The organism is Desulfovibrio sp. 86 (assembly GCF_902702915.1).
GTDB lineage: Bacteria > Desulfobacterota > Desulfovibrionia > Desulfovibrionales > Desulfovibrionaceae > Desulfovibrio.
The window spans coordinates 1,035,602-1,061,137 of the sequence record NZ_LR738849.1 but is presented as its reverse complement, the minus strand read 5'-3'; the positions used below and the strand labels follow the sequence as shown (position 1 = coordinate 1,061,137).

The following is a 25,536-nucleotide window of genomic DNA, read 5'->3' as shown; positions in this document are numbered from 1 at the left end:
ACGGTTGTTGATGAAATGCGGGTGTGGCTCGACGTAACAGCCCCGGCAGCATCCAAGACAAGCCGTTGCCAGGGAACTGTTCGTAACGCGTGCCAGACCAAAAGCCCGGTTTAGCGAAGCCCACCTTTAAAGAGCTTTGGCGGCTGTATGAGCAGACGTCCAAAATCAAGGCATAAACGCGGTTTATCCAGCTAGTTGCACGCCAAAACGGACGTATCAAAAACTTTGGGGATATATACGCGCAAAAATAATTGACGCCATGAGCCATGCGGCATGCCAGGGCAATCAGTTCTGGTTTGTTCATATGGCGGGTATACTTGTTACTGTGAAAGAGGGTCGTGACGGCCCTCTTTTTTTGTTTTGCTCCCAAGCGGGATATGGCAGACCGTATGAATCGTCAGCACGCAACACTCCCAGCACAATTTTTTACAGAACATGACGAGGCGCAGTGATGGCATGCGGCGCGTTGCACTCGCGTGCAACGCGCCACTACGTGCGTGCATTCTGCCGAAAAATGCAAATTTCGGCAGAATGACAGCGCTGAAATGCGAAGCATTTCAGCGTGAATCAGGTCTAGGGGTAGAAGCCGGTGGGCTTTTCTCCCAGGTTGATCATGATGTTCTTTTGCTGAGTGTAATGCTCAAGCATGATCTTGTGGGTTTCACGCCCGATGCCCGATTCTTTGTATCCGCCAAAGGGAGCGCCAGCCGGGATGCTGTTGTAGCAGTTTACCCACATGCGGCCCGTTTCAACGGCGCGGCTCACGCGGATGGCGCGGTTGACGTCGCGGGTCCACACTGCGCCGCCCAGGCCAAAGACGCTGTCATTGGCCATCTTGATCACTTCTTCTTCAGTCTTGAACTTGATGATGACGGCCACGGGACCGAAGATTTCATCCTGGGCCACGCGCATCTTGTTGGTGACATTGCCGAGCAGGGTAGGCCGCATAAAGCAGCCCTTGGCCAGTTCGCCCTCGGTGATGCGCTCGCCGCCGCAGAGCACTTTGGCTCCTTCGCCCTTGGCCTGTTCGATGCAGAGCAGTATGGCCTTGAGGTGTGACTCATATATCTGCGCGCCCATCTGGGTCTTGGCGTCCCAGGGCAGGCCAACCTTGACGCGGTTGAAGCGTTCAACAGCTTCGGCCACGAATTTGTCGTAAATGTCTTCATGCACAAAGACGCGCGATCCGGCGCAGCAGACCTGCCCCTGATTGAACAGGATGCCCAGTTGCAGGCCGTCCATGGCCAGATCCCACTGGCAGTCGGGGAAGAAGATATTGGCCGACTTGCCGCCCAGTTCGAGGGTGGAAGGGATAAGGCGCTTGGCGGCGGCCAGGCCCACACTGCGGCCTACGTCCGTGGAGCCGGTGAAGGCCAGTTTGCTGAAACCGGGGTGCTCCAGAATGAATTGGCCGGACCGTGAGCCGCGCCCGGTGACGACGTTGAAGACGCCCTTGGGCAGCACATCGGCTATGAGACGCGCCAGTTCCAGCACGGAAAGGGAGGTGTGGTTGGAGGGCTTGAACACGGTGCAGCAGCCGGCGGCCAGTACCGGAGCCAGCTTCCAGGCTGCCATGAGGAAGGGGAAGTTCCAGGGCACGATCTGCCCCACAACGCCGATGGGCTCACGCAGAACCAGGGAGAGCGTGTTTCCGTCAAGCATGGTGGCGGAGCCTTCGTCGGTACGCACCACGCTGGCAAAGTAGCGGAAGTGGTCGGCGGCGAAGGGGATGTCAACATTCAGGGTTTCGCGGATGGGCTTGCCGTTGTCCAGCGTTTCCACCATGGCGAGGTGTTCTTTGTTGGCGTCAATAATGTCCGCAATTTTCAAAAGCAGATTGGCGCGCACGATGGGATCGGTGTTTTTCCAGCTTTGCCAGGCACGGGTCGCGGCCTTGACCGCAGCATCCACATCTTCCTTGGTGGCCTCGGCGCAGGTGGCAAGACGCTCACCATTGGCCGGGCAGAAGGTGTCATAGGTCGCGCCGTCAGAGGCGTCTTTCCATTGGCCGTCAATGAAGAGGGAATAGTTGTCCTGCAAGTGTGGCTTTTTCATGACGCATCCTTTGGTTGAGGGTTATTCCGCATAATAAGTCCTCTTTAATGTTGGTATAACAACTCCATTTTCTGTATGTTAGAGGGTTGTGGAACAGAAAGAGCAACACAATATAAGTTAATTGTGAAAAAAATATCAAACCAATGATGTAGTGTTCGGAAATGATACAGTCGAAACACGTCACCATGTGTAACGAAAGAAAACGCCAAAAGAGAAAAATCGGCAACTGTATCACGCTCTGCATTATTATCAGGATAAGTTGCAAATAAATTGCCTGCGATTCAGGTCAGATGGATGCATGACTATGGCATCGGCGCCATCTGCTCTGTAATTTGCCCTATCCAGGCGGACTTTTTTGAAAAGCGCAGCGTATGGCGCGAGGCGCGCGTGGCGTTGGGGAGCGATATGCCGGGGGCAGTGAGGCGGGATGCTACGGTCGGGTTCACGCTGCAACTGTATGGACGGCTGTGTGAACAGGGCCTCGCTGTAGGTATATCTGGGGGAGGGCACTTTTGGGATGTTTCGCAGAGCGCGAACCGGCCCCGGAGCAGCCTGATTTTTGCGGCGGCGTGCTGTTGGGAAGACGTTGTCTCTGCCTCCCGCTTCGGATCATGAAAAACTTCGCGGCGTGCTGAAATACAACAAGATTTTTAGGGGGAGGGGGCGTGGGGGAGGGACCCTTTTGCAAAAGGGTCCCTCCCCCACAAAGCATTGCAATGCCCACAGCCCACTGTCTAGTCTTGACCGGACTGCCTGTAGCCGTGGCTGAAATTGGCCGCATACAGGAGCGAGGACGTGTCAGCGGCGTTTTGCCCCGGCAGCACCAGAAAAATGGTCTGCCGTACAAGTCCGTGCTCGTGTACGCAGTGGGCCAGGGTTCCTGCGGTGGCCCAAATGAGGCGCTGGTCGGGCCAGCCCACGCGGTAGGCGCATAAAATGGGGGTGTCTGGCGGGGTGTGGGCCAGCAGCTCTGCTTGCAGACTTTCGCAGGCTCCGGCTGAAAGGTAGATGGCCATGGATGTGCCGTGGGCCGCCAGCAGGTGCAGGGCTTCGCGATCCGGTACAGGGGTGCGGCCTTCCATGCGGGTGATGATGAGGCTCTGGGTCACTTCCGGCACGGTAAAGGTCACGCCTGCGGCGGCCGCCGCCGCACAGGCTGCGGTAACGCCCGGTATGACGCGCCAGGGGATGCCGTCCTGATCCAGCAGGCGGGCCTGCTCACGCAGCGCGCCGTAGAGGGAAGGGTCGCCCGTGTGCACGCGAGCCACCGGGCCGCCCGCCAGAGCCGTGCGCCGCACAAGGTCATGACACTGCTCAAGGGTCAGGGGGGCGGAATCCACCACGGGGACACCGGGGGCCGCGCAGGCCACCACGTCCGGCGGAACCAGCGACCCTGCATAGAGCACGAGGCTGGCCTCTTCAATAGCTTTACGGCCTTTGAGGGTCAGCAGTTCCGGGTCGCCGGGGCCTGCCCCCACAAAACTGACAAGACCGGGGGCTGCGCCTCTGGCATGGGAGGGGCCGTTTGCGCACGATGAGGTGGAGGCGCTCAGGTTGTCGGTCGGAGGTGTTTTTGTGTTGCCGCTATTCATGTTCACGCTTCTGCACCGCACCGTCGGAGGCGGGTTTTTGGGCTGTAAGTAAAAATACGGGATTCATGGCCGCCAGGTGCACGTCGCCGCCCAGCTCCTTGCCTTCCGAAGCCTGAATCTGGCAGATTTCCACAGGCCAGCCCAGACGTTCGAAGAAGTTGCGGCAGAGGCAGAGGGTGTCCAGCAGAACGCAGCTTGCCACCACACGCCCGCCTACGGGCAGGCGCAGGCAGACGTGCCCAAGGATGTCCTCACCGTCTTCGCCTGAAAGGCCGCCGCCAATGAAAACCCGGTGAGGATCGGGCAGAGAGGGCAGGCATTCGGGCGCTTCGCCCAGGCGCACGTCCAGAATGGCCACGCCGAAGCGGCGGCGGTTTTCCTGAATGCTCATGGCCCGCCCCACGGAGCGCTCCACAGCGATGACGCGTCCTTCATGGGCCAGTACGGCGGCTTCAAGGGCAACGGCCCCGGAGCCAGCGCCCACATCCCAGACCACATGATGCGGCTCGATGCGCAACAAGGCCAGAGCGGCGGCCCGCACGGGTTTTTTGCTTATAAGCCCCCTGTCCACGGCGAGTTCGTGCGCCTCAAGGCCGAGGCGCGCGCGGCGCGGCGTGTCGGCGGGCACAAAAACAAGCGTGCAGGCAGGACCAAACGAGGTGCTGGCGGCCTGGGCCATGTCCAGGTTGTGGCAGATCTCATCCGGCGCGCCCATGCGCTCAAAAACGTGGGCGCGGAACCAATCGACGCCACGGTCAAGGAGGTGGCGCGCGAGAAAGTCCGGGGTCATGCGCGCGTCGGTGAGCACGCAGAGCGGCGCGTTTTTGCTCACCGCCGCGTTGAGGGGGCCGAGGTCGTCACGCCCGTGCAGGGAAAGGCAGATGACCCTGTGCCAGGGCAGGGCCAGCCGGGCGCAGGCCTGCTGCAGGGAACTGACGGCAGGCAGGAGGCGCACGGCGTCCTGCCCGAGAAGGCGCACCAGAGTGGCCCCGATGCCGAAAAGCAGCGGGTCGCCGTCGGCCAGCATGACAACGCGCTCGCCAGCGGCGCGCATCTGGCTCAGTCGGGTGAGTACGGGCTGCAGCGGAGTGCTCAGGGGCAGCAGACGCGCCTTAAGCAGGTGCGGCCCCGCATTGTCTTCATAGGCGTCAAGTGTAGAAGCTGATGCAGAGGCTGGGGAAGAGGCGTGAGAAGGCGCGCGCGCGTCGGCGTCGCCCTGATCCGCGGGACTTTTTTCTTCAGCCGCGTCGGTCAGTTCGCGCAAAAGATGACGCCCGCCGCATATGACGTCCGCCTCTTGCAGCAAGGCGCGCTGCGTGGCCGTGAGATCCAGCAGGCCGCGCGGACGGGCGCAGTCAAGGCCGAGGACAGTGATGGGTGAAGGCTCGGCCGTGGTGGGCTCAAAGATGAAAAAAGATTGCAGAATTTCGGACATGGGCGGCCAGTCGTCCGTCTGGGATTCCGCAGCCGGTTCTTCTGCGAGCAGTGTCGCTGGCTTGCGCTGCATTTTGGCCGGGCGCGCTGGCGAAGCCGTTTCTGCAGGGCGGGCGGCAGTGCCGGGAGCGCTGTGCACGGCGGAGTTGTCAGTTTCGCTGGCAGAGGCGGCTGCATCGGGGATTTCCGGCGCAGAAGGCGCGGCTGGAAGGACGTGAGCATCCTGTGAATCCGGGGAGGGCGATGCGGCTAACCCCTCCTGCGGGTGGGGGGCAGGCTCCGGCGCGTTGATGGAATGTGGGGCCGCGTCCGAGGCGGAATCGGGAAGAGAAGGCGCGGCAGCTTCGGACGACGCGGCCTCCAGTGGGGCAGCCTTTGGCGCGGCAGCCTCCAGTGGGGCGACCACCGGTGCGGCAGCCGGGACGCCAGGCGAGAGAACCCTGGCCGCGCCGGGCGCGGTTTCGGGTTTGGAGTCGGCCCTGCGCTCGTTTGCGCTTTCGGGGCAGCTCGGTGCGGGCACGGCGATGCCGGGCAGTGCAACCTGATTTTTCATAGTGCCAGTAATTCCCTGCCGTCGGTGTGAAAAAGATGCAGACGCACGTGGCGGCCTGCGAAATTTGCCGCCACGGCGGCGGCCTTTTGGCCTGTGAGGGCGATGACGTCGTTTCCGGCCTTATCCTGCAGGAGCAGCTCCAGAGCGTGGGCCGCAGTGACGCAGTGGCGCACCTGATCCGCGCAGGACGCGCCGCACTGGCGGCACAGGCGCGCGAGATCCTCCATGTCCAGTTCCGCGTGCCGGGCATGCGTGTAGGCATGCCCCTGGGCAAGTTTGACCAGTTTGCCGAAAAAACATCCCCATATGAGATTGTCAAAAGGCATGCCGCCGGCAGCCTTGAGGGAAAATGCCGCAAAATCCGCCACCTGAATGAAACTTCTTTGCGGCATATGCGGATATTTGTCCATAAGCAGGCGCTCGGAGCGTCGCCCCGTGGTCAGGCCCATGTCGCGGCAGCCTGTGGCCGCAGCCACGGCCAGCCCCTGCTCTATGGTGGCCTTCCATGCCTGATGGCTGTACGGACGCACCGTTCCCTGCGTGCCAAGGATGGAAATGCCGCCCACAATGCCCAGGCGCGGGTTAAATGTTTGCCGGGCCAGACGCTCCCCTTCAGGAACGCTGACAATGACCCTCAGGGGAGGGCACGGGCCTGCGCCGAACACCAGCGCGCCATGGCGCATGGCAAAGGCTATCTGCTGGCGCGGCGTGGGATTGACGGCAGCTTCGCCAACGGGAACCGGAAGCCCCGGCAGGGTGACGCGCCCGACGCCCGGCCCGCCCTCGATGCTGACGGCAGGGGAGTGGGCGGCATCCGTCCCGGTGGCGGCATTGGCGACGCCAGTGTGTCCGGCCATGGCGAAATTTTCAACTACCGTGGCTGTGATAAGCGCGCCGGAAGTGGCGTCGGGGTCATCACCGCCGTCCTTGCGTATGGAGGCGTGGGCCACGCGGGGGTGGGCAGAGTGTCCCGCCCCGACGGCATGGCCGCAAGAGCCACCTTCGGCAAAAAGCGGCGCGAATTCCGGCCATGCGGCCAGCTCCGGGGCCGGGCCATGGCCGCAAACGGCCACCTCCAGCCGCAGCCAGCCCCTGGGCGTGGGGAAATCCCCGCGCTCAGATGCCGCATCATTGGCGCCGTCCGTGGCAACAGCGTCCACGGCAGCGTCTGCGGCTGCATCCGCTGCGACATCCGCTGCGACATCCCGTGGCCCGGAAGGCGTGGAAGAACCGGAACTGAAAGGCGGCAAGGGCACGTCCACATGGCCGGGCGCGCACCCGGCGCGCAGGAGGTGCAGGGCGGCCAAAGCCGCGCCCGTTGCTGCCGACCCGGTGGTAAATCCTTCGCGCAGTCTGGCGGCCATGATCAGTCGGCCGCGTCGGGCAGCCAGACCTGGCCCTTGGCCACCAGAGACACTGGCCCGTCCACTCCGGCCATGGACGCTCCGGCCTCGGAAAAAAAGCGTATATCAAGAGGGGAGCCACTGGGCTGCATTATGCTGAAGCTTTTGGTTCCGGCAGTCTGCGCGCGGCTCAGGGCAAGGGCCAGCGCGCCGGAACCGCAAGCGCTCTCAAGAAAGTCGCTGCGCGTGTCGCGCACGTGCACCAGGGGCAGCATGTCCATCTGGCCCTGAAGCGTTCTCCACCATATGACGCCCACGGCCGCTTCCTGTCTGAGGTCGTAGCGCTCGCGCAGCAGGGCAGCTGCGGCAAAACAGTCCTCGGGCTGGCTGTGTATGTGTCTGTCGAGCAGAAGGTGGCTGATGCCGGGCAGGCGCACCAGATGTATGCCCTCGGCCATGCGCTGCACGGTGATTTCGGGCAGTCGCAAAATGGCTTCCACGCGCCAGTAGGGCGCATATCCGCGTACACGGAGCTGCACGGGGCCCTGCCAGCCAGAAACGCTGATTTCATAACACCGCTGTAACGCGGAGCCTTCAGAAGCGGAGGGCAGAGGGCTGTCAACAGACGCGACGGGCAGGACGCAGTTTTCATGTGACCCGGCCGTGTCGCCCGTCTGCTGGCGACAGTCGTCAGCGCAGGCCAGCATTGCGCCCACGGCCCGGCTGGCGTTGACGCAGAATTCGCCCCCGGCCATACGCAGGCTTTGAGCTTCAATATTGACAAAACCGGCCTGTTCGCCACCCAGGCAGGATTCGGTAAGGGCCTGTCTGGCCAGTCGGCACTGCAAGGCGGGAGCGAGCCCATCTGACGGAAACAAGAGTGTGGTGTTGCCGCCTGGGCTCCATTTTGAAAAAGGCAGGGTAGGCATAGAGATACTTTCCTTTTATTCTTCTTCAAAGTATGCCTCAGCCTCGGCAGGCTGTCCAGCAGTGGGGGTTGCAATGGCTTTTCCTATGGATGCGGCAGCGTAAAAAAACTTGGGTAATCGTAAGCAACAGGCAGTTATCAGAGAATATTTCCTATTTAAAACTTGCGGTTTTTCATAAAGGCGGTTATGTCTAAGGCAGTTGCCGTCTCCATAGGCCAAGCCTAGAACGAGCCGGCAACGTGGCGGGCACACCGCGATTTACTGTTGGTTGACGGTAATTCGACGAACTTATCAACGTTTGGGAGGCAGTATGAAATCGTTTCGTCTTCTTGTTCTGGCCGCTGCTCTGGTATTGAGCTACGCTGTGGCCGCCGCGGCCGCACCGGCCTGCACCAAGAAAATTGACAGCTTTGACTTCGTTGTGGACTATTCCGGTTCCATGATGATGAAGAACGCTCAGCTGAAGCAGGATAAAATCATTGTAGCCAAAAGCGTGTTGCAGCGCATCAACTCTGCTATTCCTGCTCTGAACTATAATGGCGGCCTGCACACCATTTCGCCCAACGGCGTTATCGTTGCTCAGGGTCCCTGGGACCGCGCCACCATGGCCGCTGGCATCAACAAGCTGCGTTCCGGCTTTGACATCTTTGGCCGCATGACCCGCATGGGTACCGGCCTGCAGGCTTACGAGCCCTTCCTGTCCAGCATGAAGCGCGACGCCGCCGTTATCCTCGTGACCGACGGCGACAACAACCGTGGCGCCGATGTGGTGGAAGTTGCCCGTCAGCTGTACGCCAGCCAGCGCAACCTGGTTATCCACATCATCTCCTTCGCCGACACCAAGAACGGTGAAGAAACCATCAAGAAGGTCGCCGCCCTGAACCCCGCCACCATCGTGGTGCGTGGTGAAGAACTGGCCACCAGCGACGCCGCCGTTGAGCGCTTCGTTCTGTCAGTGTTCTGCCAGGATGAAGACGTGATCGTGCTGCGTGGCGTGCACTTCGCGTTCAACTCCTATGCTCTTGACAGCAAGGCCATGGGCATCCTGAACGAAGCCGCCGGTCTCATCAAGGCCAGCCCCAACAAGCGCGTCGTGCTTGCTGGCTGGACTGACTGGATCGGTTCTGACGCTTACAACATGAAGCTTTCACAGGAACGCGCCAACAGCGTGAAGAACTACCTTGTGAAGCAGGGCATCCCCGCCAGCCGCATGACCGCCATCGGCCGTGGCAAGTCCTTCAAGTACAACAACGAATCCGCTGAAGGTCGCGCCATGAACCGGCGCACCGAAATCTCCTTCGAATAATCGAAGGGCGGGTTTTACTGGAATAATATGCAAAAAGCCGGGTGGCCCTATGCCGCCCGGCTTTAATGTGTGAGGTGCTATGCGCAAACAAACATTTCTGGCTCTTTTGCTGACGTTCGGTCTGACCGCAGGCGGTTGCGCCTGGTTCGGCGGCGATTCTTCTTCTACGGAAGCGGCGGTAACACCCGCCCAGCCCGCAGAAACTGCGGCGCCTGCCCCCGAACCCGAAGCGCCGGCTCCCGCCAAGGCTGGCAAAAAAGTTGACAAGAAAGCCGCCGCCAGTGCGGAAAAGAAGCAACCCGTGGCCAAGGGCGGTAAAACTGAAGCTCAGATAGCAGCCGAACTGGATTCCGTGGGACACAAGCTGGTCGCTCAGGCTGGCAGAACCGTGGTTCCCTCCAAGTCCAAAAAAGACGTGCAGCAGGTCGGCAAAGACTTTGTGGCAAGCTATGTTGAAGTGGACGAAAGCACCATCTCCACTGAACTGCGCCCCGGCGCGTCAGGCCAGTACGTTGGCTTTGTGCGTTACAAAGAAAACGTTTATGAATGCCGTGGCGCTACCCGCCAGGCTGCGTTGACGGCGGCCTGCCAGCAGGTCAAAGCCCGCAGGATCAACGAACTGATCAGATATGACGGCAAAAGCTGGCAGTTCTAAGGCTATCTGATTTTGATACTGCCCTGGCGGCAGCGGACAGAGGCACGCCGTAAAGGCGGCAGCCCATGAGGCGCGTCTCTACGCGAGAATACGCGCCCATGCGAGAGGTTACGCGCCACAGAGGGCGTGTCCTGGTTGGGGATGCATATTCTCGATAAAAGTTGTTCTGGCGCACGTGCTTTTCATCATGCACTGGCATCATGCATAGGCAACAGATACTGGCAACAGGCACAGGTTTTTTCAGCGGGGCTTCGGCCCCGCTTTTTTTGTGGGCAGCTCTCGGTATGGGGCTGCGCAAAAGGCGCGCGGCATGATCCAGGCAGAGGCCCAGCAGAGGCCCCGGCAGAAACTTTGGCTGAGACTTTGGCTGAGACTCAGCCAAAGTCTCTGGCAGCCGGTCAGGTAAAGCAGGCAGGGATATGCGGGTGCAGTCCGCCAGGGCAGCGCCGACAGCAAGGTGCCGAGCTGCGCCGTCAGCTCCTTGCGGCGTCGGAGGCAGTGACCTGTGGGGGCAGATTGTCCACAATCCAGTCCACGCACTGCTGCGGATTTTTACAGGTGGCTTCGCAGCACAGGGTCGCGTAGCGGGTGTACAGTTCCTGGCGTTCCAGAAAAATGTCGCGCAGGGTTTGACCTGGCCCGATAGCCAGCCCCCGTTGCGGGTTGCGGGCTATGCGCTCCTCAACGATGTCGAGCGGCACATCCAGATGCACGATGGGCCCCAGCGAGGCGAGATGACGCATGGCCCTTTCGCGGTAGACCACGCTGCCGCCGGTGGCGATGACCGCGCGGTTGGCTTTTATGGAGCTGATGACGGTGGCTTCCACATCAAGAAAGGCGTCCTTGCTGAGGGCGTCAGTGACGTCTTGCAGGCGCGTCGCGTAGATGGCTTCGATGAGGTGGTCGCTGTCCATAAAGGCCCAGTCCAGACGTTTGGCCAGGGCCTCGCCGATGGTGGACTTGCCCGCCCCGGCCATTCCGATAAGGATGATACACGGTGAAGGTCTGGCCGGAGCCGTGATGGATGAGGGGCCAGAGCGATCAGAAGTGGCGTCTGCAGAAGAGGGCACGGACATTTTTGCTCCTTGGCCGGTGAAAAAGATGCCTGAAATGTGCCCAAGGGTGGCGCTGCTGTCAAGGCGCGGGCGCGATGCCGGAAAGGCGCTGGCTCGGTACCCCTCCAGATCAGAAAACTCGTCGTGCGCCCCAATGATACGGCAAGGGTTTTAGGGGGTGGGGGCGTGGGGGAGGAGACCCTTTTGCAAAAGGGTCCCTCCCCCACAAAGTCGCGCAACTTGCCCTCTAAAGTATACTGCGGTATCTGCCGATAAGCGGGGAAGAGGTGGTATTATGTTCGTGACACACTACAAAAACGCGGTATGGGCCCGTACCCTGCGGGCAGTGGCCCTGGGCTCGGCCATTTTGTGTTTCGGCATCACGACCGGCCTGTCCGGCGTGTCGTTGGCCGGTGTCGCCGAGTCTTCGCTTCCCCAGACCCTGCCCGATGGCGGCCCCAATCTGACCGAGTCATGGATGCGCACAGGCGGCGCGCGTCTTTACTGGAATACCCTGACGCAGCCGAGGCAGATACGCATGGTGGGCGCGGCTTTTGCCGATCCCGCCGCTGTGCCGGAGCTCATGTCCAGCCCCCAGGGGCAGCCTGACGGAAAATCCGCTGGCAAGGGCGGCCGTGGCGGCAAAACCGCCCCGCACAGCATTGTTGTGGATCCAGGAGCGCCCGTGCGGCCCTGGCCCCACGCGTCGTCACGGTCCGCAAAGCAGGGCGGGGCGACGGCCAGTCAGGCCAGTAAAAAAAGTGAAGCGGCGCAGGCCGCCAGCGCGCCAGCGGGAAAACCGGCTTCGGTCAGTCCGGCGCTGACGGCCCCGGCTTCCGCGCGGCAGAGCAATGGCACGGCGGCGGCTGCACCGTCATCCGTGCCCGAAGGAAACGGAACGCGCGGCAACGTGCAGGGCAATGGCGGCAGGACGCAAAATACTGCGGCATCTCCTTCGCCGTCGCCTTCCATCGGCATTGGCAACGGCGTCGCAATGCCCGCAGGCGCGGCCATGCCTTCAGGCGCGCCGTCAACGGCTGCACCCACAGCCGCGTCTTCGAGCGCCTCGACGTCCGCCGCGTCGTCTTCCATGTCGGTGACAGGATCGGGCGCTGCTGCGGGAGCTTTTGGAAAGGCCGGGGCTGGTTCCGTCCGTTCGTCCAGCGGCGGCACGCCGCCGGACGTTCCGGCTCCTCCGTCCATTCCCTCCCTCTCCGCGGACGATTTGCTGCCACCCAGCAACGGGGCTGGCGGCGCCTCCGGTGGGGGCGGCGCTCCCGTGCGGGCTCCCTTGCCGTAAGATTTTGGCGTTTGACCATGAGCCCCGTGCTATGGCAGGATGTCTTGCCATGCCGGGCAAGCCTGACAGGCGGCGTTACGCCGCCTGTTTTTTGCGACGGCCGCCAGGTTCGGCCGATGATCGGCCCAGTCTGCGCTTGACGGGGGGGCTGCGCGCGTGTATGTAGCTTCTTCCATATATTTTAACGCCAGGGCCTTGCCGTCCCTGACCGCTATAACAAGTGGACGGCCCCTAACCGCCAAAGCCCGGCGTGCCGCAAAGTCCCGGTAAGGGCGCTGGTCATACCGGAAATTTTAAGGAGTCAATCATGAAGAGAACATATCAGCCGAGCAAGATCAGAAGAGCCCGCACCCACGGTTTTCGCGCCCGCATGGCCACCCCTGGCGGTCGCGCCATCCTGCGCCGCCGTCGCGCCAAGGGCCGCAAGCGTCTCAGCGCCTGAGTGAACGGGGGGCATCCCCCGTTCGTCGTCAGGGAGCTTCCATGTGCCGGTACCTTCTGCCCAGGCAGTTGCGCATCCGCCGTCGGGTGGAGTTTACGGCCTGCTATGAGCGGGGCAGGCGTTACCACACCGAGCATTTCCTTGTCTTTGTGTTGCCGGGAGGCTGTCCCGGTCTTCGCGCGCGCACAGGCATGGCTGTCTCCCGTAAGGTAGGCAATGCCGTGGTGCGCAATCGCGTCAAGAGGCTCCTGCGGGAATTCTACCGCCTGCACAGAGAAGAACTGCCCGTGGAGGCCGACATCGTTACCATAGCAAAAAAGCATGCCGGAGAAGCCGCATTGGACTATGCCCATGTGGCTGCGGAACTTTTGCCGTTGTTACGGCGTGCGGCCCGACACCCGTCGGGCTCTTCGGCATTGGCTGGTCTGCCATGAGCCGCATGCTGCGCACCCTCTGCGTATTTCCCATACGCGTGTATCAGCGCTGCATCTCGCCCGTGCTGCCCCCTGCCTGCCGCTATTACCCTACCTGTTCCGCCTATGCCGTAGAGGCCGTAATGACCCACGGCGTGTTGCGTGGCGGCTGGCTGGCGCTCAAGCGCCTGGCCCGCTGTCACCCCTGGGGCGGATCGGGCTATGATCCAGTTCCACCACCATCAGGACGACGTCGCCGTGACGTTCCGCCATTGTCCCAGGAGTGAGCGCCCACATGCAAGACAGTAAAAATCTTATCATTGCCATTGTTCTTTGTCTTATTGTCATTGTCGGCTGGGGATATCTGGCCGAGCATATGGGCTGGACCTCAAAGCCCGCCCCTGTGGCGCAGCAGCAACAGCAGCAGAATGCGCAGGTGCCGCAACAGCTGGCGCAGACAGCGCCCGCGCCCGCGCAGCCCAGTCTGCCAGTTTTTACGCCCTCGGCGGGTCGCGACATTACGGTGGACACTCCCCTGTATGAAGCTGTTGTTTACAGCGGCGGCGGCGCGCTGCGTTCGTTCAAGCTGAAAAAATTTCAGGTTGGTCTCGCGGCGGATTCGCCCCTGGTAAACATGGTTGACCCCAAGACGGCCCAGGTGGCCCCCATGGGCCTGGTTATCAACAGCCAGCCCTCGTGGAGCACCGGCCAGTGGACAGCGGATTCCGGCGAAAACGGCCTCACCATTGGTGAAAACCAGCAGGGTTCCCTGCGCCTGACGGGCGAAGTGGACAATCTGCGCGTGGTGCGCGACCTGACCTTCAACGCCTCCTCCTATCTCATTCAGGAAAAGGTTCGCGTGACGAACCTGAGCGAACAGGCGCGCAGCGTACGCGTGAGCTACACGGCGGCCGCTGACGCCAGCAATGCCGCCGGTGACCGTTACGATGCCATGCGCGTCGCCTGGGACAACGACGGCAGCCTCAAGGAAGAAAGCTCCGCGAGCACCCTTGAAACCACCGGCGTTCAGGCCGTGGGCAAGATTTACTGGGCTGGCGCCATGAGCACGTATTTTCTCACGGCCGTAATGCCCGGTGAAGCCAACAACGTGACAGTCAAAGGCGTCATGCAGCAAAATGTGTATCGCGCCGCTGTCGAAGAACAGGAAACCCTGCTTGGCCCCGGCCAGGAAAAGGAACTGTCTGTTTCCTACTGGGTCGGCCCCAAGGTGCGCTCCGAGCTCCAGGACGTCTCGCCCCAGCTTGCCAAAAGTATTGACCTGGGCTTTTTCCACATCATTGCCAAAGGGCTGCTCTGGCTGCTGGAATTCTTCCAGAAGTACGTGCACAACTGGGGCCTGTCCATCATCCTGCTGACCGTGCTCATCAAGGCCGTGTTCTGGCCCCTTACGGCCAAGAGCTACGCGTCCATGGAAAAGATGAAGAAGCTCCAGCCCCATATGACGGAGCTGCGCGAGAAGTACAAGGACAACAAGGAGCAGATGAACAAGGAGGTCATGGCGCTTTACAAGACCTACGGCGTTAATCCCGCCAGCGGTTGCGTGCCCATCCTTATTCAGCTGCCCGTGTTCTTCGGTCTGTACCAGGCTCTGCTCACCTCCATCGAGCTGCGGCATGCGCCCTTCATCAAGTATCTGCCCGGTACGGACATGCTCTGGCTGGCCGACCTCTCCACCAAGGATCCCCTGTACATCACCCCCATCATTATGGGCGTGACCATGTTCCTGCAGCAGAGGATGAACCCCCCGGCCGCCGATCCCACGCAGCAGAAAATCATGATGTTTTTGCCCCTTATCTTCACGGTGCTTTTCCTGAACTTCCCGGCAGGCCTGGTGTTGTACTGGCTGGTCAACAACGTGTTGTCCATAGCGCAGCAGCAGATGATGATCCGGAAGCTCAAAGGCCACGCCGCCGCGAAATAGCCGCAATGGCGGCCTGTACCGCCCATTGGAACGAGGACGAGTATGGAAGGGTTTAAAGAATTCCAGGGAAAGGACCTGGACAGCGCCATAGAGGAAGCCTGCGGCTACTTCGATGCTGCGCGTGAAAAGCTGGAAATCGAAATTGTGCAGGACTCCAAGTCCGGCATCTTCGGCATAGTCGGCGCGCGCAAGGCCAAGGTCCGGGCGCGTCGGGTGCAGCTTCGTGAAACTGTTGAAAGTATTCTGGGCCGCAAAGGCGCGCAGGCTGACGCCTCTGAAAGCGTGCCCGCCGCTGCAACGCCGGAAAAAAACCGCGCCCCGCGCGAGGAAGGCGATCAGGCTGCCAACGGCCAGCAGGAAAAGCGCAACAGCCGCTCCCGCAACCGCAAGCCCGCGCAGGAACCGGCAGCCGAACAGGCCGAAGGTTCTCAGGGCCGGGATGCCCGTCAGCCCAGAGGGGTAGGCCCGCGTCCGGAACGGCAGGGTGAGAGAACTCCGGAACGTGGCGCTGAAAATGGCAATGCCCGCGCCAGTGCCAAGGCCCCCGACAGAAGCTGTGACAAGACCTGTGACAGGGGCGCTGAAAAGCCCTCCGACAAGTCCGATGGCGAAAACCGTGGCGAAAGCCGGGGCGACAGTCGTGGCGAAGGCCGTGGCGACAGGTCAAGGGACAGGGCCAAGTCTTCGGGCCGTGCGCAGAATGGCCAGAACGGACAAAATGGTCAGAACGGTCAGAACGGGCAGAACGGCGAAGAGGGCAGACGCGCCGAAGGGCGTGGTCGCCGTGGCGAATCTCGTGATTCCCGCGATTCCCGTGACGGCCGCGAAAGCCGCAACGCCGCAAAAGATGGCGGCCGTGAGGCTGCCCGCCAGCCCAAGGGCATGGACGTTCTGGACGATGATTTTGAAGAAGCCGCCGAAGGGCTGCCCGCCATGCCCATGGAGCAGCTTGACCAGGAACGCCTGGACGTCCTTGTGCGTGAAACCGTCCGCCAACTGGTGCGCCCCATCGTGGGCGAAGACGTGCATCTGGATGTAAAGCTGGGCGGCGACAGGGTGCAGGTGGGCATTGACAGTGAAGAAGATTCGGGCCTGCTCATTGGCCGCGAAGGACAAACGCTGGCCGCGCTGCAGTACATGATTTCGCGTATCGTTTCGCGGGGCATGAATGCAGCTGTGCGCGTGCAGCTCGACGCCGGGGAGTACCGCCGCCGTCAGGACGAAAAACTGCGCGAAATGGCGCTGGCCCTGGCCGACAAGGTGCGCCAGAGCGGCCGCTCCTATTCCACGCGGCCCCTGTCTTCGTACCATCGCCGTATTGTGCACGTCTGTCTTCAGGAAGCGGTGGATGTGCAGACGCGCAGCACGGGCGACGGCCCCATGAAGAGGGTTGTCATTTTGCGCAAAAAGACCGAAAAGAACTAGGGAAACGCTGATTTATTCCGTTTGGCGGACTTGCTTCACTTTTTTTGAAACAGTCGAGGACGGAAGAGTCCACTCCTGCTTCAAAAAAAACGCGCCTTGCCAAAAGAAATACCAGCGCGTTTCCTGGAGGCTCTTTAATCAGTGCTTCCTTTATCTGCTCCAGAACGGTTACGCCGTTTTCAACGGTAAAGTGCTCTCGTAGCGCTGATGGACAGAGCTTGCATATCAAGGCGGCTTCCGCATTTCCGCCTTTGGCGGAAATGCGGAAGCCGCATTTTCCTGAACCCTGAAAAAAACGCCGCCAGGGTTAAACCGGCGCACCCATAACTGTAGCGCACTCATGGGCAACACCACACGCGACACCATAGCGGCCATTGCCACGCCACCCGGATCAGGGGGGATTGGCATTGTGCGCATTTCCGGGCCTGACGCCAAGCAGGTGCTCGCGCGCATGTTTTTGCCCCTGTCGTCCAGGTTTGAAAACTTCCGCCCCTGGTTTTTGCACAGGGGGCGGGTTCTGGACTGCAACGACGAGGCTCTGGATGACGTGCTGGCCGTTTTTATGCCTGGCCCGCGCAGCTTTACGGGTGAAGACGTGGCTGAAATCCATTGCCACGGCGGCGCGTTTATTGTTCAGGCCGTACTGGAGAGCGCCGTGCGCCGTGGCGCGCGTCAGGCGCAGAAGGGCGAATTTTCACGGCGCGCCTTTATCAATGGACGCATGGATCTGAGTCAGGCCGAAGCCGTGGCCGAACTTATCGCCGCGCCCTCGCGCGAGGCCCTGCGTTACGGCCTGAACCGGCTGGACGGTCTGTTGGCCCGTCGCACCGAGGCCCTGCGCGCGAAGCTTGAAGAACTGCGCATGCAGGTGTGCGTGGCCGTGGATTTTCCCGAAGACGAAGTTGAAGGCATGGACGCCCCCACCTTCAGCGCCGCTGTTGAAAACGTGTCTGCCGCGCTGCGGCACCTGCTCAAGGGCAGCCGCCGGGCGCGGGTCATGCAGCAAGGCGCAGTCGTGGTGCTGGCGGGCGCCGTCAATGCGGGCAAGTCCAGCCTCATGAACGCCCTGCTCGGGCGCAACCGGGCGCTGGTCACTGATATTCCCGGCACCACGCGTGATTTTCTTGAGGAGGTCTGCGACCTCAATGGTCTGCCTGTACGCCTGACGGATACCGCAGGTTTGCGCAAGGCAACGGAAAGTATTGAAGAACTGGGCGTTGAACGCAGCCGGCAAAAGCTGGTCGAGGCGGACGCCATTGTTCTTGTGCTGGACGGCGGCGCTCTGGGCGAGGCCGGGGCCACGGCCGAGGTCTGCCCGGAGCCGGCAGCCCGAGAAGTGCTTGAAATGGCAGGCACAACGCCTGTGCTGGTCGTGTGGAACAAATGCGATCTGTGTATGCCCCAAAAATTCCCCCCAAGCTGGATTCAGAACCAAACCTGTTGCGCAACAAGCGCTTTTTCCGATACACAGGTGGAGGACATGGCTGAACACCTGCGTGCGCTGTTGCTGGCTGAAGGTGACGGGACTGCCGGAGAAGAAGGGCTTGCGCCCAATGTCCGGCAAACACTGGCTCTTGAGGCGGCTCTGGCCGAACTGACGGCCCTGCGCGAAGATGTGGATGCCGGGCGGTCGTATGACTGCTGCGCCGTGCGTCTTGACGTGGCCGCCGCCCATCTGGCGGAAGTTACCGGGCTGAGCAGCCCGGCGGAAGTGCTGGACAGGGTTTTCTCTCAATTCTGCATTGGCAAGTAATCTGGTAAACAACCTATGGATATGGATGTATTACGTCGCCGTCTGAGCAGTGAGGAAGTGAACGCTCTGCCCCTGTGTCATTTTGAGGGGCATGTGCATGTGGTGCGCAGCGAAGAAGACTGGCAACGCGCGCTGCCTCATCTGCGGGAAGAAAGCGTTTTGGGCTTTGATACGGAAACGCGACCATCCTTTCGCAAGGGAAGGCGCAACGCTCCGGCGCTGATCCAGTTGGCCACGGAGCAGGCCGTGTACCTGATCCAGCTGGCCTGGATGCCCTTTGGCCCCGACCTGGCGGCTCTGCTTGCTAACCCGGCGCAGGTCAAAGCCGGTGTGGGCATCAGGGATGACATGCGTGATCTGGCCAAGCTGCACGATTTTGAACCGGCAGGGCTGGTTGATCTGGGCGGCGTGGCCAGGGCGCACAAACTGCCCAGTCAGGGTCTGCGCAGTCTGACGGCCAATTTTTTTGGCTGGCGGATTTCCAAGGGTTCCCAGTGCTCCAACTGGAGCCTGCCCGAACTCAGCGCCAAGCAAATCGCCTATGCCGCCACCGACGCCTGGATCGGCAGGCTCATTTTCATGCGCATGTGCGAGTTGGGGCTCATCCCCACCACGCGGCCCGCAACCTGGCCTGTGGGGGCCAGCGGGGGCGGTGCGTGAACGGCGCTCCGACGCTGACGGCTTTTCCGGCCCTGGGGCCGCGTCTGACGTTTTTTACTGGCGGCACGGCCCTGCGCAGTCTCAGCCGGGAGCTGACCCGCCATACGCACAATTCCGTCCATCTGATCACCACCTTTGATTCCGGCGGCAGTTCGGCGGTTTTGCGCCGGGCATTCGCCATGCCCGCAGTGGGCGATATCCGCAACCGTCTGCTGGCCCTGGCCGACAGCGCCGTCGTGCCTGCCGCTGTGCTGGATTTCTGCGCCTGTCGCCTCCCGGCCGAAGGTGAAGATCTGCCGGAAAACGTAGCGTCCATCATGGGCGCAGTACCTTCCTGCGCAGGCAAAAAAGCCCCGGCGGATTTTCTCAGACGGCAGCTTGTGGGCATGGGCAGGGCAGGGCACCGGGTCTGGAAAAGCATGCCCGGCGTTTTTGCCGACGCCCTGCGGCTGCACCTGAATTTTTTTCTCTCCCGCATGCCCGGCGATTTTGATCCCTATCGCGCCTGCTTCGGCAATTTGCTGCTGGCCGGGGGCTATCTGCACTACAAGCGCAATTTTGACCCTGTGTTGGCATTTTTCAGCCGTCTGCTGCAAACGCGGGGCGTGGTACGCCCCATTGTCAGGGAAAGCCTGCACCTGGCGGCTGAATTGGACGACGGCTCGGTACTCGTGGGGCAGCACCTCTTTCGCACGCTGCCCCGGCCCGTGCGGCGGCTGTTTCTTACCGTGCACGAGCCCGAACGGCTCAACGAGCAGGATTGCCTGGAGTTGCCCGCAACGCCGTGCCGTCCGCCGCTTGCGCCTGCGGCAGGCGTCTATCTGAGTTCGGCCGGGGCCATCTGCTATCCCATGGGCAGTTTTTACACCAGCGTGCTGGCCAACCTGCTGCCCCAGGGCGTGGGAAGCACCGTGGCCGAAGCGGACTGCCCCAAAATATTTATTCCCAATTCCGGCAGTGACGCCGAGCTGCTGGGGCTGAGCGTGGCGGGTCAGGCTGCCATGATCCTGCGCCATTTGCGGGAAGACGCCCCGGAAGCGCCAACCGAACGCCTGTTGCACCATGTGCTCATAGATTCCCGCCACGGGCGGTATGAGGGCGGCCTTGGCGACGAGGTGCGCAAATCCATCAGCGACATGGGCCTCAACATTGTGGATCGGCATATCGTGTGTGAGAACAATCCCCAGTACCACGAGCCGGAACTGACGGCCCGCGCCCTTCTTGATCTTTTGCCGGGCAAGGCCGCGGAGATCTGAGTGAAACCCCAATTTTGCGGTCGGAATGGCCCTGAACGGAACTGCGACAGCCCTGATACGGATGGACGCATGCGGGAATTGCGCGTGGAGCAGCAGGCGGGCCAGCGGCTTGATCATGCGCTTGAGGCGCTTTTGCCCAACCTGGGCGTGCGCGGACGCAAGCGCTGCATCGAAAGCGGTCTTGTGCTGGTCAATGGCCGTCCCGCCGCCGCGTCACGGCGTATGCGCGAGGGAGACGTGATTTGTCTGCTTGACGCGGCGACACAGGCCGCCACAGCGTCCGTAGCGGGGGCCATCCCGACGCCCGCCCCAGCGCCCGCAGGGGAGGCCGCCTCAAGGGCGGCAACAGAAGGCGTCGCAGCGTCGGCGTCGCAGACCGCCCCAGCGCCCGCGTCGGAACTTGCGCCAGCACTTGGTGCGGTTGCCCAGCACAACGACCTCTGCGCACTGGCCGCCAGCCTTGGCCTGCGCATGCTCGACAGGCAAGGCGAGTATTGTTTTTTCAGCAAACCGGCCAACATGCACAGCGCCGCTCTGGCGGGCAGCACACAGGCAAGCGTGGAGGCTCTCGCCCCCGCTCTGGCGGCAGCCTGGGACGGGCCTTCCCCGTGCCGGACTTCAGGCCAGCCGTGCCCTCCGGTCATGCCCGGCGTCCGCCATGGCTGCGGCCAACCCGTACACGGGGCGACACAGGGCCAGGAACTCATGCTGCTGCAACGGCTGGATTTTGGAACGTCAGGACTGCTTTGCGCCGCCCTGACGCCTGCCGCCGCTGCCGCCTTTCGTGCTGCAGAAGCAAAAGGGCATTGTGAAAAGCGCTATGTGGCCTTGCTGACAGGCGTTCTTACAGGGCCAATCACGGCGCGGCAGTCTCTGGGCGTAAGCGGCCGCCGCAAAAGCCGTTTGCGCGACGCACAGGCGGACAAGACCCGTTGGACGGATTTTTGGCCGCTGCATGTCTGGCATCCCGACACAATGGACGCCGAGGAATTGCGGCTGCTTTTCAGCGCCGCTCCCGTTGCGGCAGGCCCGACTTCCGGCATGGCCGGGGGCACGGCAACGGGCACGGCAAACGAGTCCGGTCATTTTTTGCCGGAAGAATCGTCCCTGGCAGCAGCGCCCCGGGCTTCCGATCTCCCGCTCTCCCTGCCGCCGCAGGGGCTGACCCTGGCTGCCTGCCGCATCCGTCGTGGCGCGCGCCATCAGATACGGGTGCACGCAGCGGGACTGGGACACGCGCTGTGGGGCGATGCCCTGTATGCGGATGGGGTGGGCGCGTTGCCGCAGGATTCCGGCGGCGCTGAACCATCCACGGATCTGCCCGGATTTTTTTTGCACCACGGCGGCCTGCGCCTGCCTGGAGCCGCATGTGTTGACTATCCCCCCTGGCCTCTGCCCGAAGCGCTCAGTCGTCTTGTGCGGGCGTGGTTTGAGGGTGTTCTGCCGCAGGCGGAACGCTAGAGCATTTTCGCTTTGAGAATATCCATTTTCGCGGCAGCCGTTGCCCACAGGGCTTGCCTGAACCGTCGGCGGACCGCCTTACGGGCAGGACAGCATCGCTAGTGAAATTGCTCTGGGCGATGCAAAAGTATTGAGTGCTTAAACAGTTTTTAATACTCAAAAAAATTGACTGTAACATACTTAAAATAATGTTAATCAGGCAACGCTGGTTAAAACTTTTATTTGTTTCGGGTGTGCCCTCTTGGCACGTGCCCGCTGTGAGTATACATATATCAAATCAAAAGACGGCGGTCCCCCCAGAAGCGGACAACCGCCGGAACGTCAACCGGTATGGTGCGTGGCATTGAGGTCATGCGTGCGTGTACCGATCCCAAGGAGAAAGGATGTTTCCAGCGCTGTTGCCCAAATCCGCACCGTTTTTCGCCATGCTGGCAGAGCAGAACAGTCTTCTGCGGCGCATGGCGGGCCTGCTGGTTGAAATGCTGGACGATGTGTCCAATATGGATCATATCCATAAGGAAATCGCCTTTCTGGAAGAAGAGGCGGATGTGCTGCACAGCCAGATCATCCGCGACCTGACGCAGACCTTCATTACCCCCATCGACCGTGAAGACATCCTGCGCATCAATCAGGAGCAGGAAGAGTGCATGGACTGCCTCCACAGCCTGAGCACCCGCCTGCACATTTTTGAATTCACGCGCATACGTTTCCCCGCGCTTCAGATGGCCCGCACCATCAGCGCCATGCTGGACATGAGCCGTCTTATGCTTGAGGGGCTGACCCACAGGCGCGACTGCCACAAAACACGCGCCTTCCGCAATCTGCGGGGCGAGTGCGACATGTTGCTGGCCGTGGGCCTGGCGGAACTGCTGGACGAACAGCAGGAAATCACCGTGCCCCAGATCATGCAGACGCTTAAATGGAGCCAGGCCTATGAACGCATGAGCATCCTGCTTGAGCAGGTCAATGCCCTGGCGGAAACCATTGAAGAAGCGGTGCTGAAAAATGTTTGATATCCCTGTGCTGCTGGCGCTCATCGTGCTGGTGGCGCTTATCTTTGACTTTACCAATGGCGCGCATGACTGCGCCAACGCCATTGCAACGGTCGTGTCAACCAAGGTGGTCACGCCGCGTTTTGCCGTGGGAGCCGCCGCTTTGCTCAATCTGGCCGGTGCGCTGCTGGGCACGGAAGTGGCCAAGACCCTGGGCAGCGGCATAGTCCTGCCGCAGGTGGTCGAGGGCAGCCATGTGCTTGTTCTGGCGGCCCTGGTCGGGGCCATAGTCTGGAACTGCATAACCTGGTACTTCGGCATCCCTTCGTCCTCGTCCCACGCGCTCATCGGCGGGCTTATCGGCGCGGCTGTGGCTGACGCCGGATTTGACGCGCTCAACGGCAAGGGCATTATCGACAAGGTGCTTATCCCGCTGGTGGCTTCGCCATTGGCGGGTTTTTTTATGGGCTATCTGATCATGTGGATCATTTACTGGGCGTGCTCGCGCATGTCCAGGCGAAGAGTCAACGGGGCTTTCAGGCGCTTGCAGCTGGTGTCCGCAGCCTTTATGGCCACCAGTCACGGCCTGAACGACGCGCAGAAAACCATGGGCATCATTACCCTGGCGCTGCTCATTTTCGGCAAGATCGACGCGGTTGAAGTGCCTTTGTGGGTCAAGCTGTCCTGCGCCGGAGCCATGGCCACGGGCACGGCTGTGGGCGGCTGGAAAATCGTGAAGACCATGGGGCACCGTATTTTCAAGCTGGAGCCGGTACACGGTTTTGCCGCTGAAACGTCGGCATCTCTGGTCATCACCGGGGCCTCGATGATGGGCGCGCCTGTGAGCACCACTCACACCATCACGGCCTGCATCTTTGGCGTGGGTTCCACCAAGCGGCTTTCGGCCGTGCGCTGGAACGTGGCCGGAAGTCTGCTCACGGCCTGGGTGCTGACCCTGCCAGCGGCGGGCGCTGTTGGCTTTGTGTCTTACTGGCTGCTGCATTTTATCTGGAACTAGGCAGCCTGTTGCCAAAAGTTACGCAAGAGCCCCGGCCAACTGGCCGGGGCTCTTGCGTTGTGGAGAAGCCGCCAAAACACAGGGCATTCCTGTAGTCGTGCGAACCCCGGATAAAAGTTTTAGGGGGTGGGGGCGTGGGGGAGGGGACCCTTTTGCAAAAGGGTCCCTCCCCCACAAGGTCTTTCTCTAGCAAGGCCAGGCATGGGGCGCGGCATGAGACGCAGCCGAACATCCCCCTATGCCGCCGGAAAAAGGGCGAGCACCAAGACCAGGCGGCAGCCGAAAAAAAGGGCAACGGGACCGGGCAGGCCCTGTGGCAAATGTCGGGGAGGGGGCGGCTAGTCGCCGCTTTCGCGTTCTTCCTGGCAGGCGCGGCACAGGCCAACGCCGGGAAGGGCCTCAAGGCGTTTCAGGGGGATGGGTTCGCCGCAATCACGGCAACAGGCTACGCCGTCAATCATTTCCGGCCCACCGCGATCAATGGCGGCACGGGCCCGCATGAGAGCGGATTCCCTGTCCAGGCGCTCCAGTTCTGTAGCTTGATCAAAAACGTCCATGGCGTCTCCTTGTCAAAGTAAGCGGCAACCCCGCCGGAGCGGGGTTGCCGTACCAATCGTCATCGATTTTCTACGCAGACTATTTAGTCCACAATTATTTTTCTGTAAAGCCCCTGAAAGAGCTTTTTCAGGCGGTGCGGCCGCCGAGAATCTCTTCAAGGGTATGCATGAAGGAATCAAGGTCAGCCTTGTCGATATTCAGGGCGGGCAGAAGGCGCAGGGTCACGCCGTGGCTCAGGTTGCAGATGTAGCCCCGGCGCAGCAGTTCTTCCCACACCGCTTTGCCGTCCACGGCGAGCTCGATGCCGATCATGAGGCCCATGCCGCGTACTTCCTTGATTTTTCCGGGCAGGCGATCCTGCATGGCGGCCATCTCACGCTTTACATGCGCGCCAAGATTGGCGGCATTTTCAGCCAGCTTGTCGCGCAGCAGTATTTCCACAACCTTGGTTGCCACGCCCGAAACCAGCGCGCCGCCGCCAAAGGTGGTGGCATGGCTGCCGGCTTCAAAGCCGCAGGCCACGGCATCGGTAGCCAGCATGGCCCCCATGGGCAGACCGTTGGCCAGGGATTTGGCGACGCTGATGGCGTCGGGCGTCAGCCCATAATTCTGGAAAGCCCAGAATTTGCCCGTGCGGCACAGTCCATCCTGCACTTCGTCGCACATGAAGAGAACATCCCGCTCACGGCACAATGCTTCGAGCTGGCGCAGATAGTCGCCGCACAGCGGCACCACGCCGCCTTCGCCCTGCACCACTTCCACCATTACGGCGGCGGTGGCGGGGGTTATGGCCGCCTTCATGGCCTCAAGGTCACAGGCAGGAACCTGTTTGAATCCTTCGGGCAGCGGCGTGAAGCCGTCGCTGAGGCTTTCGCGCCCTGTGGCGGCCAGAGCGCCGAGGGTACGCCCGTGAAAGCAGCCGTCAAGCGTGATGATTTCATAGGCGTCGCGCAGTTTGACCTTGCGCATGTAGCGACGGGCCAGCTTGATGCACGCTTCGTTGGCCTCTGCGCCGGAGTTGCAGAAAAAAGCCTTGTTGTGGTGGCTTGTGGACAGCAGCAGGCGGGCCAGTTCAAGCTGTTCGTTCTGGTAAAAAAGATTGCTCACGTGCCAGAGTTTTTCAGCCTGGGCGGTCAGGGCCGCGTTGACTTCGTCGTTGCAGTGCCCAAGCGCGGTAACGGCGATGCCAGCCAGCAGGTCCACATATTCTTTGCCGTCAACATCCCACAGTCGCGCGCCTTTGCCTCGGACCACAGCCACGGGATAACGGCTGTAAGAACGGCAGAGCAGGCTTTCTTCCCCGGCTTTGACGGCAGCAAAGGCTTGTGACATGGACGGACTCCTTTTCTCGATGAACCTATGGTGTTGAGGTGATGTGCCGGTGTTTCGGCACC

At 61.5% G+C, this 25,536-nt stretch carries 22 protein-coding genes; 14 read left to right on the top strand and 8 right to left on the bottom strand.

Features of this window, described 5'->3' with window-relative positions:
- Positions 1 to 573: 573 nt before the first annotated feature.
- The 5 genes from DESU86_RS04590 to DESU86_RS04565 form a co-directional block, all read right to left on the bottom strand.
- Complete coding sequence (locus DESU86_RS04590; protein ID WP_179979967.1) at positions 574 to 2,055, bottom strand: aldehyde dehydrogenase family protein; 1,482 nt, start codon at positions 2,053 to 2,055, stop codon at positions 574 to 576.
- Between the two features lie 734 nt (positions 2,056 to 2,789).
- Positions 2,790 to 3,647: a precorrin-4 C(11)-methyltransferase gene (gene cobM, locus DESU86_RS04585; protein ID WP_179979966.1), complete on the bottom strand. Its 858-nt coding sequence runs from the start codon at positions 3,645 to 3,647 to the stop codon at positions 2,790 to 2,792.
- The gene (cbiE, locus tag DESU86_RS04580; RefSeq protein WP_232088259.1) at positions 3,640 to 5,634 is read right to left on the bottom strand and encodes a precorrin-6y C5,15-methyltransferase (decarboxylating) subunit CbiE; all 1,995 of its coding nucleotides are present in this window, start codon (positions 5,632 to 5,634) and stop codon (positions 3,640 to 3,642) included. Before cbiE ends, cobM begins: the two co-directional genes overlap by 8 nt.
- Positions 5,631 to 6,998, bottom strand: coding sequence for a cobalt-precorrin-5B (C(1))-methyltransferase CbiD (cbiD, locus tag DESU86_RS04575; protein WP_232088258.1), 1,368 nt, complete (start codon positions 6,996 to 6,998; stop codon positions 5,631 to 5,633). The genes cbiE and cbiD overlap by 4 nt, the downstream gene beginning before the upstream one ends.
- 2 nt (positions 6,999 to 7,000) lie before the next feature.
- A complete protein-coding gene (locus DESU86_RS04565; protein WP_179979965.1) occupies positions 7,001 to 7,906 on the bottom strand; it encodes a hypothetical protein in 906 nt (301 codons plus the stop codon).
- A gap of 310 nt (positions 7,907 to 8,216) precedes the next feature.
- On the opposite strand from DESU86_RS04565, the gene DESU86_RS04560 reads away from it, so the two are divergent.
- On the top strand, positions 8,217 to 9,212 hold the full coding sequence (locus tag DESU86_RS04560; RefSeq protein WP_179979964.1) for an OmpA family protein: 996 nt from the start codon (positions 8,217 to 8,219) through the stop codon (positions 9,210 to 9,212).
- Positions 9,213 to 9,291: 79 nt separating this feature from the next.
- The gene (locus DESU86_RS04555) at positions 9,292 to 9,867 is read left to right on the top strand and encodes a translation initiation factor 2 (protein ID WP_179979963.1); all 576 of its coding nucleotides are present in this window, start codon (positions 9,292 to 9,294) and stop codon (positions 9,865 to 9,867) included.
- 473 nt (positions 9,868 to 10,340) lie between these two features.
- Here DESU86_RS04555 and thrB read toward each other — a convergent pair whose 3' ends face one another.
- Complete coding sequence (gene thrB, locus DESU86_RS04550) at positions 10,341 to 10,943, bottom strand: homoserine kinase (RefSeq protein ID WP_179979962.1); 603 nt, start codon at positions 10,941 to 10,943, stop codon at positions 10,341 to 10,343.
- A 274-nt stretch (positions 10,944 to 11,217) separates the two neighbouring features.
- Here thrB and DESU86_RS04545 point away from each other — a divergent pair, with 274 nt between their 5' ends.
- The 12 genes from DESU86_RS04545 (at position 11,218) to DESU86_RS04490 (ending at position 23,584) form a co-directional block, all read left to right on the top strand.
- Positions 11,218 to 12,222, top strand: coding sequence for a hypothetical protein (locus DESU86_RS04545; protein ID WP_179979961.1), 1,005 nt, complete (start codon positions 11,218 to 11,220; stop codon positions 12,220 to 12,222).
- Positions 12,223 to 12,529: 307 nt separating this feature from the next.
- The gene (rpmH, locus tag DESU86_RS04540; RefSeq protein WP_165064844.1) at positions 12,530 to 12,664 is read left to right on the top strand and encodes a 50S ribosomal protein L34; all 135 of its coding nucleotides are present in this window, start codon (positions 12,530 to 12,532) and stop codon (positions 12,662 to 12,664) included.
- 41 nt (positions 12,665 to 12,705) lie between these two features.
- Positions 12,706 to 13,098, top strand: a complete 393-nt coding sequence (rnpA, locus tag DESU86_RS04535; RefSeq protein WP_179979960.1) for a ribonuclease P protein component — start codon at positions 12,706 to 12,708, stop codon at positions 13,096 to 13,098.
- Positions 13,095 to 13,364 carry a membrane protein insertion efficiency factor YidD gene (gene yidD / locus DESU86_RS04530; RefSeq protein ID WP_179979959.1) on the top strand — a complete coding sequence of 90 codons (270 nt, stop codon included), beginning with the start codon at positions 13,095 to 13,097 and terminating at the stop codon, positions 13,362 to 13,364. Before rnpA ends, yidD begins: the two co-directional genes overlap by 4 nt.
- Positions 13,365 to 13,372: 8 nt before the next feature.
- A complete protein-coding gene (yidC, locus tag DESU86_RS04525; RefSeq protein WP_179979958.1) occupies positions 13,373 to 15,019 on the top strand; it encodes a membrane protein insertase YidC in 1,647 nt (548 codons plus the stop codon).
- Positions 15,020 to 15,061: 42 nt separating this feature from the next.
- Complete coding sequence (locus tag DESU86_RS04520) at positions 15,062 to 16,444, top strand: protein jag (RefSeq protein ID WP_179979957.1); 1,383 nt, start codon at positions 15,062 to 15,064, stop codon at positions 16,442 to 16,444.
- A gap of 340 nt (positions 16,445 to 16,784) precedes the next feature.
- A complete protein-coding gene (mnmE, locus tag DESU86_RS04515; protein WP_179979956.1) occupies positions 16,785 to 18,197 on the top strand; it encodes a tRNA uridine-5-carboxymethylaminomethyl(34) synthesis GTPase MnmE in 1,413 nt (470 codons plus the stop codon).
- Positions 18,198 to 18,212: 15 nt separating this feature from the next.
- Positions 18,213 to 18,857 (top strand): 3'-5' exonuclease, encoded by a 645-nt coding sequence (locus tag DESU86_RS04510; RefSeq protein WP_179979955.1) that lies wholly within the window; start codon positions 18,213 to 18,215, stop codon positions 18,855 to 18,857.
- Positions 18,854 to 20,113, top strand: coding sequence for a GAK system CofD-like protein (locus DESU86_RS04505; protein ID WP_179979954.1), 1,260 nt, complete (start codon positions 18,854 to 18,856; stop codon positions 20,111 to 20,113). Before DESU86_RS04510 ends, DESU86_RS04505 begins: the two co-directional genes overlap by 4 nt.
- A 69-nt stretch (positions 20,114 to 20,182) precedes the next feature.
- Complete coding sequence (locus DESU86_RS04500; RefSeq protein WP_232088257.1) at positions 20,183 to 21,574, top strand: pseudouridine synthase; 1,392 nt, start codon at positions 20,183 to 20,185, stop codon at positions 21,572 to 21,574.
- Between the two features lie 383 nt (positions 21,575 to 21,957).
- Positions 21,958 to 22,587, top strand: coding sequence for a DUF47 domain-containing protein (locus DESU86_RS04495; protein ID WP_179979953.1), 630 nt, complete (start codon positions 21,958 to 21,960; stop codon positions 22,585 to 22,587).
- Complete coding sequence (locus tag DESU86_RS04490) at positions 22,580 to 23,584, top strand: inorganic phosphate transporter (protein ID WP_179979952.1); 1,005 nt, start codon at positions 22,580 to 22,582, stop codon at positions 23,582 to 23,584. The genes DESU86_RS04495 and DESU86_RS04490 overlap by 8 nt, the downstream gene beginning before the upstream one ends.
- Positions 23,585 to 23,922: 338 nt before the next feature.
- On the opposite strand, the gene DESU86_RS04485 is transcribed toward DESU86_RS04490, so the two are convergent.
- Both DESU86_RS04485 and DESU86_RS04480 read right to left on the bottom strand, forming a co-directional pair.
- On the bottom strand, positions 23,923 to 24,141 hold the full coding sequence (locus DESU86_RS04485) for a TraR/DksA family transcriptional regulator (RefSeq protein ID WP_179979951.1): 219 nt from the start codon (positions 24,139 to 24,141) through the stop codon (positions 23,923 to 23,925).
- Between the two features lie 127 nt (positions 24,142 to 24,268).
- Positions 24,269 to 25,474: an aspartate aminotransferase family protein gene (locus DESU86_RS04480; RefSeq protein WP_179979950.1), complete on the bottom strand. Its 1,206-nt coding sequence runs from the start codon at positions 25,472 to 25,474 to the stop codon at positions 24,269 to 24,271.
- Positions 25,475 to 25,536 lie beyond the last annotated feature (62 nt).